A 15,203-nucleotide genomic window follows, 5' to 3' on the forward strand; every position below is an offset into this window, starting at 1 on the left:
CGGACCTCCCGGGGATCGCTCACCGAGCGGCCGTCGATGCTGACGGCCACCCCGAACGAGCGAGGCGCCGATGAGCACCCCCACCGCACTGTCCGACGGAAACACCCCCACCGCCCCCCGCGTCGAGGCCTCCCCCCGGGTCCAGGCCTCCCCCCGCGTGATCCGCACCCGCCCCCGCGGTGAAGGCGGATCGAACCCCACGACCGAGTACTCGGGCCTCCTGAGCACCGTCCGCGACGCCGGCCTCCTGCGCCGCCGCCGCGGCTACTACTACACCCTCTTCTCCGTGCTGACGCTGGCCCTCGGCGGGATCGTCACCGGCTTCGTGCTGCTGGGCGACTCGTGGTTCCAGCTGCTGCTCGCCGCGGCGCTCGGCATCGTCCTCACCCAGTTCGCCTTCCTGGCGCACGAGGCCTCGCACCGCCAGGTCTTCGAGTCCGGCAAGGCGAACGACATCGCCGGCCGCACTCTCGCGAATCTCGTCGTCGGCATCAGCTACTCGTGGTGGATGCACAAGCACAGCCGCCACCACGCCAACCCGAACGTGCTCGGCAAGGACCCGGACATCGTCCGCGACGTCGTGTCGTTCACGCCGGAGGACGCGGCCCGCTCGCGCGGCGCCTACGCCTGGCTCACCCGCCGCCAGGGCTACGCCTTCTTCCCGCTGCTGCTGCTCGAGGGCGTCAACCTGCACCTGCACGGCTTCCGCACCGTCTTCGGCAAGGGCAAGGTCGACAAGCGCTGGGTCGAGATCACGATGCTCGTCGCCCGTGTCGGCCTCTACCTCGCCGTCGTCTTCTGGGCGCTGCCGCTCGGCATGGCGTTCGCCTTCGTCGGCGTGCAGATGGGCGTCTTCGGCCTCTACATGGGCGCCTCGTTCGCGCCGAACCACAAGGGCATGCCGATCCTGCCGAAGGAGGCCCGCGTCGACTTCCTGCGCCGTCAGGTCCTCACCTCGCGCAGCATCCGCGGCAACTGGTTCAACGACTACTTCATGGGCGGCCTGAACTACCAGGTCGAGCACCACCTCTTCCCGAACATGCCCCGCCCCGCGCTCCGCGAGGCCCAGGTCATCGCCAAGGAGTACTGCGCGACGCACCAGATCCCCTACACCGAGACCTCGCTGCTCGAGTCGTACGGCATCGTCGTCCGCTACCTGAACCGCGTGGGACTCTCGGCCGGCGGCGACCCGTTCGACTGCCCCGCCGCCACCGCCTACGGGCGCTGAGCCGCCGCTCCGCACCGCTGCACGACGAAGGCCCTCCCCTCCGAGAAGGAGGAGGAGGGCCTTCGTCGTCCACGCGTCAGTTCGCGGAGCAGAGGATGAGCGTGCTCGACACGTTCGCCGCGGTCTTCGCGCCGGTGCCGACGTAGCCGGTGGGGAGCGTCGCGACGGCGTTGAGCTGGAAGGCCACGGTGATCGAGAGCGTCGTGCGGATGGCGATGGTCGCCCCGGCCGGGACCTCGGACGTCAGGACGATCTGGCGAGAGGTGCCGCTGAGGACGTTGACGGTCGCCGTCCCTCCCGACACCGAGAAGACGCCGATGTTGGCGATGCCGGAGCCGGTGATGGTGACGGTCGTGCCGATCGGCAGCGGCGCCGTCGGGCCGGCCTGAAGGGTGAAGCCGGGGCCGAGCAGGCCGAGGGTGCCGCAGCTGCCGCGGAGCGCGTAGGCGCCGATGTCGACGATGGAGGCCGCGGCGGACGGGGTGGCGACGGCGACGGCGACGACCGGCACGGTCCACGCGGCGGCGGCCGCGACGGAGCGGCGGCTGACGAGGCGGTCGGAGTCGAGGCGGTCGGAGTCGGAGCGGGGCGAGGAGTCGTGGGTCACGGTGTGGCCTTCCGGTCGAGGAGTGCAGGTGCGGCACCACGCCGGCGACAGTGGCGGGTGGGGCCGGCTCGATCGTCGCGAGACGCGACGCGGGCCGCCACCGCGGAGAGCCTGTCCCCCGTCAGAGGGAGTGGGGCCGAATGCAAGGGGTTCCCGGAGGGATCGGAGGCGGCCTACCGTGGCTCCATGAGCAGCTCCGAGAACGAGAACGAGACGACCCGGGTCGAGTACGAGAAGACCTCCGGCACGGCCGGATCCTCCGACACCGGGACCACCGCGGGCCTCGACCAGGTCGCCGGCGCGTCCCCCGACGGGACCGACGGCGTCGATGCGTCGGGCGAGGCGCCCAACCCGCCCCTGCCCGACTGGGGACCCACCGACGGCGTCCACGGCACCGACGCGGAGACCGAGGACGACACCGACGCATCGGGCGCCGCAGGGCACTGACGTCACCCTCCCGGGGCCCCCGCACGTCCTCGCCGACCCCCCGTCGGCCGGGAAGCGCGGGGGCCCTCCGTCGTCCCTCCGTGTTCGCCGGAACGTCGCCGGGAGCCTCCGCCTGCGGCCCTACACTGGCGCAATGCAGCCGAACGAACGCGCCCTCCGGGTGATCTCCTACAACCTCCGGGAGCACAGGGCGCACGGCGAGATCGCTCCGCTCGCCGCCCGGCACGACGTCGACGTCCTCTGCCTCCAGGAGTGCGACACCACGAAGCTCCCCCAGGAGCTCGGCGATCTGCGGCTCGCCTCGGTGACCGCGCGCAACCGCCTCGGGCTCGCCGTCTACTACTCGCACGCCCGCTTCGACCTCGTCGGCAGCGCCGCGTTCGAGCTCAGCAAGTCGATGCACGACCGCGTGATGTCCCCCGCTCACGAGCGCCTGCTCGCCGTCCGGCTCGAGGACCGCGAGGGCGGATCGATCGCCGTCTCGTCCTTCCACGCGGCCCCGCTCTCGGCCGGCAACGCCCTCCGCCGGAAGCAGATCGGCGAGGCGCTCGACCGCCTGCGCGACTACGCGCCGGACACCCCATCGCTGATGGTGGGCGACTACAACTACCCCTGGTTCTTCCGCGGACTCGATCGGAAGATGACGCGGAACGGCTACCTGGTGTCGCGGAGTGATTCGCCGACCTATGCGCGCTACCGCTACTTCAGCGGCCACTTCGACTTCGCGATCAGCGACTCCGTCCGGATCGAGCGGGTCTCGACCCTGCCGCAGGGCGTGTCCGACCACCTGCCCGTCCTGGTCGACGCGCACTACGACGTCCGCGCCGCATGAGCGGTCGGTCTCCCAGGGGCCTCCTCGGTAGGCTCGTCGAGTGACGACCCTGATCCTCGCCCGGCACGGAGAGACCGTCTGGCACGCCGAGAACCGCTACGCGGGCTCCTCCGACATCGCGCTGACCCCGCTCGGCCAGGACCAGGCGGCGACGCTCGCCTCCTGGGCCGTCGACGCCGAGCTCGACGCGGTGTACTCCTCCACCCTCGTCCGCGCGGTGCGCACCGCGGTGCCCGCCGCCCGCGCCGCCCACCTCGAGGTGCAGCTCGATCCCGCTCTCGTCGAGGTCGACTTCGGCCAGGGCGAGGGACTGACGAACGCCGAGATGGAGAAGCGGTTCCCGGACGCGTACCGCGCCTGGGTCGCCGCTCCCGCCATCCAGCCTATGCCCGGCGGTGAGTCCGGCCTCGACGCCGTCGCGCGCGCGAACGCGTCGCTCGCCCGCATCCACCACGAGCACCCGGAGGGGCGCGTGCTCGTCGTCGCGCACGGCACCCTGATCCGGCTGCTGCTCTGCGCCTACCTCGGCATCAACCCCGAGACCTACCGGCACACCTTCCCGTCGGTCGACAACGTCTCCCTGACGACGCTGCTCTGGGACGAGACCGGTGTCGGCCTGCTCGGCTACAACGTCCCGCCCGTGCAGAAGCAGCGGCGCTCGAGCTGAACGCCGTCCCGCCCGCCCGGGCGAGCGCGGGGTCGATCGGACTCGTGCTCGGCTCGATCGCGAGCGTGCAGCTCGGGGCGTCCTTCGCCGTGCTGCTCTTCCCCGCCGCCGGGCCGATCGGGACGGTCACGCTGCGCCTGGTCTTCTCGGCGCTGGTGCTCCTCGTGGTCTGCCGCCCGCGGATCCGCGGCTACTCGCGCTCGGACTGGGCGACCGTCGGCGCGTACGGCCTCGCACTCGGCGGGATGAACGCCTGCTACTACGAGGCGATCGCCCGCATCCCCCAGGGTGCGGCGGTGACGCTCGAGGTGCTCGGGCCGCTCGTGCTGTCGGTGATCGCGGGGCGCAGTCTCGTCAGCCTGCTCTGGGCGGCCCTCGCGCTCGCCGGCGTCGTCACGCTCTCGCAGGGCGGCTTCTCGTCGCTCGACCCCGTCGGCGTCGCCTTCGCGCTCGGCGCCGCCGCGCTGTGGGCCACCTACATCGTCTTCGCCGGCCGCACCGGCGGGCGCTTCCCGCGACTCGACGGTCTCGCGCTCGCGCTGACCGCGGGCGCGATCGTGTCGCTGCCCTTCGGCATCGCGACGGCCGGGCCCGCGCTGGTGCTGCCGCCCGTGCTGCTGCTGGGCCTCGCGGTCGCCGTGCTGTCCTCGGCGCTCCCCTACGCGCTGGAGCTGCTCGCCCTGCGGCGGATGCGCTCGTCGACCTTCTCGATCCTGATGGCGCTGGCGCCGGGCGCCGCGGCGCTCTCGGGCTTCCTCGTGCTCGGCCAGCGGCTGACCGTGGTGGAGGCGATCGGCATCGCCCTCGTGGTCGCGGCGAGCGTCGGCGCGGTGCGGACGGCCCGGCGCGCCTGAGCCGCTGGCCCGTTCCGGATCCGCAGCTGTCGCGGATCGTCGGGCGGTGCGGACCGGGCCGGGGCGCGGGAGCCGCCCTTTCGGGTCGGGCGGCTGGTCGGACCAGGTCACCGTACGCGATGGTGTCCCCGGCCCGGTCCGATTCCGACGGTACTGAGCGCCGACTCCCCCGCCTAGGTGTCGGGAACGGCGCGGCCACAACGGGGGCCAGCGGTGGGCGATGGGGGGTCTCGATACGCCGCTGCGCGGCTACTCGACCAGCATGAGCGCGCGCCGCCTACGCCGCCCGTGCAGCGGCCCTCACGGCGCGGCGCGCCCTCCATGCTGATCGAGTAGCCCTCGAAGAGGGCGTATCGAGATCCATGCGGGCCAGTTCTTTTGTTAGGCTAACTATGTGACCTCCCCCGACGCCGATCTCCCCGCCCTCGCCGGCGCCACCCGCATCGCGGTGGGCCGGCTCGGCCGGCGACTGCGCCAGGAGAAGGCGGAGCACGAGCTGAGCGACGCGCAGTTCGGCGTCCTCGCCCTGCTGCACCGCGAGGGCCCGCGCACGCTCGGCGAGCTCGCCGAGGCGGAGCGGGTGCGGCCGCCGTCGATGACCCGCACCGTCGGCTGCCTCGTCGACGACGGACTCGTCGAGCGCCTCCCCGACCCGAGCGACGGCCGGGTCACCCGCATCCGCGCGACGGCACTCGGCTCCGAGCTCGTGCTCGACGTCCGCCGCAGCCGCGACGCCTGGCTGGTCGCCCGACTCCGCGAGCTCGACCCCGCCCAGCGCCGGCTGTTGCAGGACGCGGCCGCCCTCCTCCGCGAGGTGGCGGACCGATGAGCGCGATGTTCCGCTCGCTCGCCGTCCCGAACTACCGGATCTGGTTCGCCGGCGCGATGGTCTCCAACATCGGCACCTGGATGCAGCGCACGGCCCAGGACTGGATCGTCATCAACGATCTGACCGACCACGACGCGACCGCGCTCGGCGTGACGATGGCGCTGCAGTTCGGGCCGCAGCTGCTGATGGTCCCCTTCTCCGGCTTCATCGCCGACCGCTTCGACCGCCGGAAGCTCCTGATGGCGACGCAGGCCGCGATGGCCGTGCTCGGCCTCGGGCTCGGCCTGATCGTGGTGACCGGGATCGTCCAGCTCTGGATGGTCTACGTCTTCGCCCTGCTCCTCGGCTTCGCGGCGGCGATCGACGCTCCGGTGCGCCAGACGTTCGTCTCCGCCCTCGTCGAGGAGCGCGACCTCTCCAACGCGGTCTCGCTGAACTCCGCCTCGTTCAACTCCGCACGGATGATCGGCCCGGCGCTCGCGGGCGTGCTGATCGCGGCCGTCGGCTCGGGCTGGGTCTTCCTCCTCAACGCGGCCAGCTTCGTCGCCGTGCTGGTCTCGCTGCGCTTCCTGCACCGCGACCAGCTGCGCTCCGCCCCGCGCGCGACCCGCGGACCCGGGGCGCTGCTCGAGGGGTTCCGCTACGTCTCCCGCCGGCCGGACATCCTCGTCGTGCTCTCGATCGTGTTCCTGATCGGCACCTTCGGCCTCAACTTCCCGATCTTCGCCTCGACGATGGCGACGGTCGAGTTCGACATGGGCGCGAGCGAGTTCGGCCTGCTCTCCTCGGCGATCGCGGTCGGCTCGGTGGTCGGCGCCCTGCTCTCCGCGCGCCGCGACCGCCCGCGCCTGCGCCTGATCGTCGGCGCCGCGGCCGCCTTCGGCGTCGCGCTCGCCCTCGCCGGCCTGATGCCGACCGTGTGGGCGTTCGCGATCCTGCTCCCCTTCGTCGGGATCGCCGCGCAGACGCTGATGACCTCGGCCAACGGCTACGTGCAGCTGTCCACCGCTCCGGAGATGCGCGGCCGCGTGATGGCGCTCTACATGGCCATCTTCATGGGCGGCACCCCGATCGGCGCTCCCCTGATCGGCTGGGTGGCGAACACCTTCGGCCCCCGCCCGGCGATGCTGGTCGGCGCCGCCTCCGGCGCGGTCGCCGCCGGCGTCGGCCTCGGCTGGTACCTGCGCACCCGCCGCCGCGCCCGCGCCGGCGAGCCCGCGGCCCAGGAGGAGGTCGCCCCGGCGCGATCGCACCCGACGAGCGCGGCCACGCTGCACTGACCCGGCGGGCTACCCTCCCCCCGCGGGATGGACGTGAGCGGTGGAGTAGGCGGTGTGGAAGTGCCTCGTGACGCCGTTCTCGTAGTGGACGCTGAAGGGGACGTCCTCTCCGATGAGCGTGTTCGCGAGGATCAGGTCGAACGAGAAGGTGCCGTCGCTGTTCAGCCGGACGTGCCGCGGCAGGGTGATCCACGGGTTGTCGCGGGTGTACTTCGTGCCTTCGTATCGCACGGTGATCTCGCCGCGCGTGAACTGCGAGTCGACGACCCGCCCCGAGACGAGCACCGTCTGCGTCGAGGCGTCCGGGACGGCGACGCTGCGGGTGGGCAGGTCGATCGCGACAGCCCCCTGGGTCGTCGTCGCGACCTCCGCTCCCGTGGCCGGCAGCACCGTCACCGGGGTCGTGACCGTGAACTCGGTCCAGTCGCCGTACGCGTTCCAGCCGCGCACGCGGACACCCGTCTGCTGCACCCCCTGTCGAGCGGGGTTCAGCGGGAGCGTCGCGGTGAAGGTGCCGTCCGGAGCCACGGCCACACCGGCGGACGGCAGCGTCGCGGAGCCGAACGCCGTGCCCTCGCCCGGTTCCGGCGTCACCGCTCCGTCCTTCGGGAGGCGCGTCAGCCGGCCCTTCAGCACGACGCTCGTCGACCCGGACGGCACCGGATCGACCGCGTCCAGCGTCGCCTGAGTGTCGACAGGGGCCGACGAGTACGGCTTCGAGGCCAGCAGCGGCGTCCCGCCCGCGGCGGCCGGCCGGAGTTCGAGGACGTCGGTCTGCCCGCCCGGGATTGCGTGAGCATCCGGAGTGCACCGCCAGTACCCGCGCTCGTTCACGATCGCCGAGCAGAGCACAGCGGAATCGCTGCGCCGCACCACCGTGATCGACTGCCCGGCTGCGCCCGTCCCCGTCAGGACACCCGTCCTCTCGATCGTGCGGGTCACCGGATCCTCCGCGAGCGCGAGCGCCCACGGCAGCACCCGGTCCGTCACCGGCGTGTCCTCCGGGATCGCGGCCGGCCGGAACGACGCCGCCGCCCCCGCCTCGACGAGGGCCGCGACAGTGGGGCTGTCCATCGTGATCGGCGTCTGATTCGCCGCCAGCATCGCGTCCATCCTCCGCGTCTGGTCGTCGTCGCTCCGGCTGTGTCCGCCGACGGTGTAGTAGTTCCCGACCAGGGTGATCAGCCCGTCCCGCACGAACGCCTGGTAGGTGTCTCCGCCGTTCAACGGCTCCAGCAGCTTCTCGACCGCGGCGCGCGCTCCGTCCTGGAAGCCCTTCGACAGCGACACCAGATTCAGCGCCGCGGCGTCCCGGATCCTCTGCTTCGCGTCCGCCGTGACCGCCGGGTCCTCTCCAGTGCGTGCGGCGTGCTCGCTCACGAGCGACTGCGCCACGACCGCGTTCCACACGATCTGCTTCTGCGCCGACTCGAACCGGTCCTGCAGGGCGGAGAACACCCTCGGCACCGATGCCTCCGCATTCTTCAGTGCCTGCGGCGCCCACTGCTGCGAGACGTACCGGATCTGCTCCTCCTGGGACCAGTTCTTCGGATTCGCCGGATCCGGGAAGGCCTCCTTGAACGCCTGAACCACCGGAGCCACCGTGCCGAACACCATTGCCGCAGGCGCCAGCTGCGGTACGGCCAGCGACGCCAGCCCGAAGGAGTCCGACAGCAGATTCATCACCGCCGCCGCGAGGGCGAGGTCGTTCCCGGACTGCGCGGCGTTCGCCACCCCCAGCGACGACCCCAGCAGCGGCACGTTCATCAGTCCCCGCAGAGCGCCGTCCGACTCCGTCGAGGCCTGCACGAACCAGTGGAGCAGGGTGAAGAGGTAGGTCGCCGCGTTCCCCCGCAGGTCCTCCACCAGCGTCGGCACAGACGCACGCGCACTCTCGGGGCCGATGAAGTTCAGGTCCCCCGCCGACACCGACCTCGCCTTCACGCCTGCGACGTCGTCGAAGACCGGGCCCGAGAGAGCGTCGCCGGTCGCCTGGGAGGCGACCCTCGAGATCTCATCCAGGGTCAGGGCCGGATCCACCGGCCTCGGGCTCTTCGCGGACATCGGCTCCCCGCCGGCGACGTTCTGCGAGCCCGGGCCGTTCCCCTCGGCCGGGCCGCTCGGAACGGACCCCGCCGCCCCGAGCGGCCTCTCCCGGCAGCCGGCGCAGATCTCGGCGGACGGCGCGACACCGGTGTGCATCGGGACGAGGGGCCTGCGGGTGGGATCCTGCCTCCCGGCCAGGATCTCCTCGAGAGAGCCGTCGAAGCGCAGGCCGGCCGATTCGAGGGGACGCAGGAGATCCCCCGCACCCACCGGACCGAGCCGCGCGAACGGTCCGACGGAGCCGATCAGTGCGCGGGTGGTGATCCGCCGGACGGCCGAGATGTACTCCTCGCGCGCCGGGAGGCCCAGCGCCGCCACGATCCTGACCTCCGTCGGCTGCTGCGCCACCAACCGCTCCAGGGCCCGCGCTCGAGCGGCGAACATGCTCCGCCAGGGTTCGGGCTCCCGTGCCGTGATCACGATGTCGGCCTCCGCCCGTCGGAGGGCGTCGACGAGGAACGGGTTGCCGCCCCGCTCGAAGAAGGACTCGTCGAAGTGGTCCGTCCCCGGGGGCCTCTCCCCGGCAGGGGCGCTGTCGCTGCCCGAGTCGCTGCCCGAGTCGTCGCCACTGCCCGAGCCTGCGTCGCCGCCTCCGCCGGCCTCGCCGCCCGAGAAGCCGTCGCCGTCGCTGTCGCTGTCGCTGCCCGGCACGCTGACGCTGTCCATATCGCTGTCCCCATCGGCGTCATCCGCAGGCGAGGGGAGGAACCACTCCTTCACCGCCTCGAGCCCGCGGGGTCCGCCGTTCGTCAGCAGCTCCGCCACCTTGACCTCGACACCCAGGTCGTTCGCGCGGACCCCTGGTGAGCCCAGCTCTCCCGTGAACACCGGAGTGGGGACGCTCAGCCAGTACTGAGGAGGGACCGCTGCGCCGGCCAGGTCCTGAACCGCGTGGTAGAGCTCGTGGGCGAGACTCCCCACCGGGGGGAAGGCGCGGATGTCGCCGGCCCCGGCGCCGAAATACGAGTTGACACGATCCGAGCTCGCGAAGACCCACGCGTCGGAGCCCAGCCCCTGCCGGGCGTTGGGAGGGCTCACCGCGTGAGCCCCCCAGTCGCCGGCAGGAGCGATGACGATCCGGATCGGCGAGGTCCTGCCGTCCAAGGAGAGGAATCTGTTGTACCAGTGCAGCCCGCCCGGGAGGAGGTCCGGGACGGTCTCGACGAGGGTCCTCGACGGCTCGTGCGCCAGGAGCTCTCCGATGAGCGACTTCACGACCCCCCAGGTACGGAGTGCCTCCGGGGTGATGACGTCCTCCTCGACGCCCGCGCGCCGGCTCGACACCGCGATCCCGGGCGCCACCTCCCACGTCCGGTAGACGATGTTCGTCGTGGGATCCCGCAGGAACCTCGTCGACGAGGCCGACGGTCCCTCGGCCTCGGGAGCGCCGGGGCCGGCTGCACCTCCGCCCGGCATGGCCGACGCGCCGGTGGCTGCGAGGAGGGCGCCGATCACGACGGCAGCCGTGATCGCGAGGCGCGACCGGGCGGACCCGGGCCGGCCCCGCCGCGCGCGAGGAAGCACGATCGCCGCGAAGAGCCGACCCGCCGTCGATGAGAGAAGTGACATGCCCTCATTATCGAGACGGCCGGAGCCGCTCGTCCGGCGATGGCGCTCTGCGACCGGCCGAGCTCTGCGCCCCCGGGCTCAGGCCTCGCGCGTGATCTCCACCCGGACGAAGAGCTTCGAGGAGTGCGGGCCGGCCCGAGGCTAGGGCCTCCCCCGCTCGGCCGCGCGCTCCGCAGCCTCCCTCATCAGCCGGTACTGCTGCGGGCCGACCGCGTCGACGATCCTCCGCACTCCGTCCCTTCCCGCGAGTGGACGGACGGCGGAGAAGACCGCCGCACCGTGCAGGTCGTCGTGGGCTCCGCTGTGGACATGCAGCTTGGACTCCCGCGTGAAGACGCGCCGGAGAGCCGGGGACAGGGTCGGCGGGATCCACGCGTTCCGCTCCACTTCGCTCACCAGCAGCTGGCGCTCGACTGCGCGAGACACTGCTGCGGCGATCCAGTCGGCGAACTGGATGTTCGCACTCAGCGCGCTGTCGACATGCATGGGAGGCTCCACGATCCGCCTCATCTCGGCATGGCCGTCGGCTCGCCCGAGGATGTGCTCGTACATGAGCGGCAGCCGCTTCGCTCGATCCTTCTCGTTGATCTGGTCGATCATGACGAGGAGATGCTGGTCCTCGCGATCGGCGTGCGTGCACAGCCGGTTCAGGGCTTCTCGCATCGCCCTGGTCTCGCGATCGTCCTTGTCGAGCCGCGTCTGCTTCGGCGTTCCGACCGGCTTCTCCTCGGCGTAGTAGAAGAGAGCACCGCCGAACCTCTCGCAGAGGAGCCTGACCAGGCCGTTGAAGACGCGGAGCTGCTCCGGATGGTGCTGCGCGGTGAACGAGTGGAAGAGCTCGGATCCCTTCTTCTCCCACCGACCGGGATGCGCCGCGCGCGCCAGCTCCGGTGCGAAGACGGTGCGCTTCTCCCGATCGAAGAGCTGCCCGAAGCGCCGAGCCGCGCCGTCCGGCACGACGAAGCCGGCGTAGCCGAAGGCGGGACTGGTCCTGAACCGCGGGTCCGTCTTCGAGACGAACGCACCGGTCTCGCCGATCTCGTCGATGTAGGCCAGAAGCATCCGACGAGTATCCGCCAACGCAGAAACCCACGCGCGAGGCGTGGGTTTCTCGGATCGGCGCTCTGAGGAACTCTTCCATCCCCCGCTACCGGTGATCACGCTAGCACTCGCGGTTCGGGCCTCGCCACCGGGCCCCGTCACTGTCCTCGCGGCCGATCCGAACTGGCGCGGAACACCGCCTGCGAACGCCCCGCACTTAGGCCTCGCGCGTGATCTCCACCCGGACGAAGAGCTTCGAGGAGTGCGGGCCGGCGTAGACGCCGCGCAGCGGAGCGATGTCGTTGTAGTCGCGGCCGCGGCCGACGATGACGTGCCGGTCGCCGATGTCGATCAGGTTGGTCGGGTCGTAGCCGCGCCAGGCGCCGCCGCAGAACCACTCGACCCAGGCATGCGACTCGCCGACGACGGTCTCGCCGATGACGGCGCTCGGCTTGGGGTGCAGGTAGCCGGACACGTAGCGCGCGGGGATCCCCGTCGAGCGCAGCGCACCGAGGACGATGTGGGTGATGTCCTGGCAGACGCCCTCGCGGGCGGTCCACGACTCGGTCGCCGTCGAGTGCACGCCGGTGACGCCCTGGCGGTAGGTCATCTCGCGGCCGATGGTCTCGGCGATCGACAGGGCCGCGTCGCACGGGCCCTCCGCGGCGTCGGCGAGCCCGCGGGCCAGCTCGACGAGGTCCTCGGGCGGGGCGGTGCGGTGGGTCTGCTTCAGCTGCTCCACGTACTCCGTGAGCGTCTGCACCTGGTCGTCGAGCTGCTCCCAGCCGACCGGGTGATCGGGGTGCGCCTTGGGCCGGATCTCGACGAGCGAGGTCGCGGTGAGCGAGAGCTCCTGGTGCGGGTCGAGCACGTCGAACGAGGACACCCGGGTGCCCCAGTAGTCGGTGTAGGTGTGCGCGGAGGTGACCGGGCGGATGACGAGGTTCGACGAGAGCACGAGCTGCCCGTCCGAGGACGCCGGCAGCATCCGCGCCTCGTTGTAGGAGGCGACGACGTCGCCCCGGTAGGTGAATCCTGTCGTGTGCGTGATGCGCAGCCTGCTCACAGCGCCTCCCCGATCCAGCTCGGCATGACGTTCGTGGGGAAGTAGCGCTGGCGGATCGCCTCGGAGGCCGACGAGGTCGCCTCCTGCACGCTGTCCATGTGCCGCGGGAGGTCCTCGAGGATCTCGGCGATGGGCCGGTACTCGAGCTCGCTGCGGATCTGGCCGAGCACCCGCTGGGCGTCGCCGGTGTGCCCGACGCGGCCGGTGCGCGGCTCGATGTCGCGCATGCACATCTCGGCGCGCGAGACGGAGAAGAGGATCGAGCGCGGGAAGAGGCGGTCGAGGAGGAGGAACTCCGCCGCGTTCCGCGCGCTCGGCACGCCGCGGTACGTGCGCAGGTACGCCTCGTACGCGCCGCAGGAGCGCAGGATCGTGGTCCAGGAGGGGCCGCTCGCCTCGGTCAGCGACCGCGTCGCCAGGAGCCGCGCCGTCATGTCCGCCCGCTCGATCGAGCGGCCGAGCGTGAAGAACTGCCACGCCTCGTCGCGCGAGGTGGCCGACTCGATGATGCCGACGGCGAGCGCCGAGCGCTCGCGCACCCAGCCGAAGAACTCCGACACCCGCTCCCCCGTGACCCGGCGCGGCATGCGCGTGCGGGTGGTGTTGAGGCACTCCCACAGCTCGGTGGAGACGATCTCGCGGGCCCGCCGCGCGTTCTCGCGGGCGGCGCCGAGCGAGTAGGCGATGGACGCGGGGTTGGTGCGGTCGATCGCGAGGATCGTCAGCACGTCGGCGCGGGTGACCTCGGCCATGTCGTCGGGGGCGGTCGATCCCATCACCGACAGCAGGGAGCGGCAGGCCGTGTCCTCGTCGATCCACGGGTCCTCGAGCAGGAGCTGGAGGTGGACGTCGAGGATGCGGGCGGTGCCGTCGGACCGCTCGATGTAGCGGCCGATCCAGAACAGCGACTCGGCGATCCGGGAGAGCATCAGTCGTCCTCCCCCGCCGCGAGCGTCTGCTGCTGCTGCTGCTGGTCCTGGTCGTGGTTCGCGGCGTCCTGCGGCGACTGGTCGGGCGTGTGGTTGAGCGGGTAGACGATCGGGATCGAGCTGGTCACCGCGGCCTGGTCCTCGACGAGGCCCGAGATGTCGTGGGCGTCGGACTCCGTGGCGGTCTGGCCCTCGAGGCCGACCACCCAGGTGTCCTTCGATCCACCGCCCTGCGACGAGTTCACGACGAGCTGGCCCTCGGGCAGCGCGACCCGGGTGAGTCCGCCGGGCAGGACCCAGACGTCCTTGCCGTCGTTCACCGCGAAGGGGCGGAGGTCCGCGTGGCGGGGCCGCATCCCGTCGTCGACGAGCGTGGGGATGGTCGAGAGCTGCACCACCGGCTGCGCGATCCAGCCGCGCGGATCGGCCTGGAGCCGCGAGCGCAGCTCGGCCAGCTCCTTCGCCGACGCGGCGGGACCGACCACTAGCCCCTTGCCGCCGGAGCCGTCGACCGGCTTCACGACGAGCTCGTCGAGGCGGTCGAGCACCTCCTCGAGCGCGCCCGGGTCCTCGAGGCGCCAGGTGTCGACGTTCTTGATCACCGGGTCCTCCGAGAGGTAGTAGCGGATCAGGTCCGGGAGGTAGGTGTAGACGAGCTTGTCGTCGGCGACGCCGTTGCCGACCGCGTTCGCGATGGTGACGTTGCCGAGGCGAGCGGCGAGCATCAGTCCGGGCGAGCCGAGCATCGAGTCGGCGCGGAACTGCAGCGGGTCGAGGAACTCGTCGTCGACGCGGCGGTAGATCACGTCGACGCGGGTGGGCCCGGAGGTGGTGCGCATGAAGACCTTGCCGCCGGTGCAGAAGAGGTCGCGGCCCTCGACGAGCTCGACGCCCATCAGGCGGGCGAGCAGCGTGTGCTCGAAGTAGGCCGAGTTGTAGACGCCGGGGGTGAGCACGACGACGGTGGGGTCGTCGACGCCCTCGGGGGCGGAGGCGCGCAGGGCCTGGAGCAGGCGGTTCGGGTAGTCGCCGACCGGCCGCACCCGCATCGAGACGAACAGCTCGGGCAGCGTCTGCGCCATCACCCGACGGTTGGAGATGACGTAGGAGACGCCGGAGGGCACGCGGACGTTGTCCTCGAGGACCCGCCAGTCGCCGACCTCGTCGCGGATGAGGTCGATGCCGGACACCTGGATCCGCACGCCGTTGGCCGGCTCGATCCCGGCCGCCTGGCGGTGGAAGTGGCTGGAGCTGGAGAGCAGGGCGGCGGGGATGACGCCGTCCTTCACCGCGTTCTGCGGACCGTAGACGTCGGCGAGGAAGGCCTCGAGCGCACGGACGCGCTGCTTGACGCCGCTCTGCACCTGGTTCCACTCGGCGCTCTCGATCACGCGCGGGACGGCGTCGAGCGGGAAGGGCCGCTCCTCGCCTGCGAAGTCGAAGGTCACGCCCTGCGCGAGGTAGGAGGAGGCGAGCGCATCGGTGCGACCGCGCAGCTCCTCCTGCGTCATCCGCGCGAGCGAGGAGTAGATGTCGCGGTAGGAGTCGCGGACGCCGGCGGGGCCGCTCGTCGCCGCGACATCGGCGAACATCTCGTCCCAGGGTGAGGCGCCCGTGCGGGGCCGCTCGACCTTCTGGGACCCGTATCCGTCGAAGAGGTCACCCATGGCACGACTCTAGTGCGGGGCAGATTGCGGGGATGTTTCGTCCGGCCGGAGGGTGAGGATGCCCCCCGTCACTCGATGACG

The 15,203-nt window shown here is 71.8% G+C and carries 13 protein-coding genes; 7 read left to right on the forward strand and 6 right to left on the reverse strand.

Going from position 1 to position 15,203, the window contains the following annotated elements; genetic code table 11:
- Positions 1-70 precede the first annotated feature (70 nt).
- Positions 71-1,228: an acyl-CoA desaturase gene (locus tag HQQ82_RS06955; protein ID WP_173232231.1), complete on the forward strand. Its 1,158-nt coding sequence runs from the start codon at positions 71-73 to the stop codon at positions 1,226-1,228.
- Between the two features lie 76 nt (positions 1,229-1,304).
- Here the strand turns inward: HQQ82_RS06955 and HQQ82_RS06960 are convergent, their stop codons facing one another.
- A complete protein-coding gene (locus HQQ82_RS06960) occupies positions 1,305-1,835 on the reverse strand; it encodes a hypothetical protein (protein ID WP_173232232.1) in 531 nt (176 codons plus the stop codon).
- A gap of 186 nt (positions 1,836-2,021) precedes the next feature.
- Between HQQ82_RS06960 and HQQ82_RS06965 the strand changes: the two genes are divergently transcribed.
- The 6 genes from HQQ82_RS06965 (at position 2,022) to HQQ82_RS06990 (ending at position 6,744) form a co-directional block, all read left to right on the forward strand.
- On the forward strand, positions 2,022-2,282 hold the full coding sequence (locus HQQ82_RS06965) for a hypothetical protein (RefSeq protein WP_173232233.1): 261 nt from the start codon (positions 2,022-2,024) through the stop codon (positions 2,280-2,282).
- Between the two features lie 133 nt (positions 2,283-2,415).
- Positions 2,416-3,114 (forward strand): endonuclease/exonuclease/phosphatase family protein, encoded by a 699-nt coding sequence (locus tag HQQ82_RS06970; RefSeq protein ID WP_173232234.1) that lies wholly within the window; start codon positions 2,416-2,418, stop codon positions 3,112-3,114.
- 40 nt (positions 3,115-3,154) lie between these two features.
- Complete coding sequence (locus HQQ82_RS06975) at positions 3,155-3,781, forward strand: histidine phosphatase family protein (RefSeq protein WP_173232235.1); 627 nt, start codon at positions 3,155-3,157, stop codon at positions 3,779-3,781.
- 44 nt (positions 3,782-3,825) lie between these two features.
- On the forward strand, positions 3,826-4,635 hold the full coding sequence (locus HQQ82_RS06980; RefSeq protein ID WP_367947842.1) for a DMT family transporter: 810 nt from the start codon (positions 3,826-3,828) through the stop codon (positions 4,633-4,635).
- A gap of 394 nt (positions 4,636-5,029) precedes the next feature.
- Positions 5,030-5,464 (forward strand): MarR family transcriptional regulator, encoded by a 435-nt coding sequence (locus HQQ82_RS06985; RefSeq protein WP_173232236.1) that lies wholly within the window; start codon positions 5,030-5,032, stop codon positions 5,462-5,464.
- Positions 5,461-6,744 carry an MFS transporter gene (locus HQQ82_RS06990; RefSeq protein WP_173232237.1) on the forward strand — a complete coding sequence of 428 codons (1,284 nt, stop codon included), beginning with the start codon at positions 5,461-5,463 and terminating at the stop codon, positions 6,742-6,744. The genes HQQ82_RS06985 and HQQ82_RS06990 overlap by 4 nt, the downstream gene beginning before the upstream one ends.
- A gap of 9 nt (positions 6,745-6,753) precedes the next feature.
- Here HQQ82_RS06990 and HQQ82_RS06995 read toward each other — a convergent pair whose 3' ends face one another.
- The 5 genes from HQQ82_RS06995 to HQQ82_RS07015 form a co-directional block, all read right to left on the reverse strand.
- Entirely contained in the window at positions 6,754-10,419 is a 3,666-nt protein-coding gene (locus tag HQQ82_RS06995) for a hypothetical protein (protein WP_173232238.1), read from the reverse strand.
- 141 nt (positions 10,420-10,560) lie between these two features.
- The gene (locus HQQ82_RS07000; RefSeq protein ID WP_216848226.1) at positions 10,561-11,580 is read right to left on the reverse strand and encodes a DUF3800 domain-containing protein; all 1,020 of its coding nucleotides are present in this window, start codon (positions 11,578-11,580) and stop codon (positions 10,561-10,563) included.
- Between the two features lie 97 nt (positions 11,581-11,677).
- Positions 11,678-12,526 (reverse strand): transglutaminase family protein, encoded by an 849-nt coding sequence (locus HQQ82_RS07005; RefSeq protein WP_173232239.1) that lies wholly within the window; start codon positions 12,524-12,526, stop codon positions 11,678-11,680.
- On the reverse strand, positions 12,523-13,455 hold the full coding sequence (locus HQQ82_RS07010; protein ID WP_173232240.1) for an alpha-E domain-containing protein: 933 nt from the start codon (positions 13,453-13,455) through the stop codon (positions 12,523-12,525). The genes HQQ82_RS07005 and HQQ82_RS07010 overlap by 4 nt, the downstream gene beginning before the upstream one ends.
- Positions 13,455-15,122, reverse strand: coding sequence for a circularly permuted type 2 ATP-grasp protein (locus tag HQQ82_RS07015; protein WP_173232241.1), 1,668 nt, complete (start codon positions 15,120-15,122; stop codon positions 13,455-13,457). The genes HQQ82_RS07010 and HQQ82_RS07015 overlap by 1 nt, the downstream gene beginning before the upstream one ends.
- Positions 15,123-15,203: the final 81 nt, after the last annotated feature.

The sequence above is a fragment of the Rathayibacter sp. VKM Ac-2856 genome (assembly GCF_013205055.1).
In the GTDB taxonomy this organism is placed as follows: domain Bacteria; phylum Actinomycetota; class Actinomycetes; order Actinomycetales; family Microbacteriaceae; genus Rathayibacter.

Excerpts from the sequence above, each read along its gene's own strand:
- HQQ82_RS07010 (WP_173232240.1), bottom strand. The coding sequence starts at position 13,455 with ATGCTCTCCCGGATCGCCGAGTCGCTGTTCTGGATCGGCCGCTACATC.
- HQQ82_RS06990 (WP_173232237.1), top strand. The coding sequence starts at position 5,461 with ATGAGCGCGATGTTCCGCTCGCTCGCCGTCCCGAACTACCGGATCTGG.
- HQQ82_RS06965 (WP_173232233.1), top strand. The coding sequence starts at position 2,022 with ATGAGCAGCTCCGAGAACGAGAACGAGACGACCCGGGTCGAGTACGAG.
- HQQ82_RS06995 (WP_173232238.1), bottom strand. The coding sequence starts at position 10,419 with ATGTCACTTCTCTCATCGACGGCGGGTCGGCTCTTCGCGGCGATCGTG.
- HQQ82_RS06955 (WP_173232231.1), top strand. The coding sequence starts at position 71 with ATGAGCACCCCCACCGCACTGTCCGACGGAAACACCCCCACCGCCCCC.
- HQQ82_RS06970 (WP_173232234.1), top strand. The coding sequence starts at position 2,416 with ATGCAGCCGAACGAACGCGCCCTCCGGGTGATCTCCTACAACCTCCGG.
- HQQ82_RS07015 (WP_173232241.1), bottom strand. The coding sequence starts at position 15,122 with ATGGGTGACCTCTTCGACGGATACGGGTCCCAGAAGGTCGAGCGGCCC.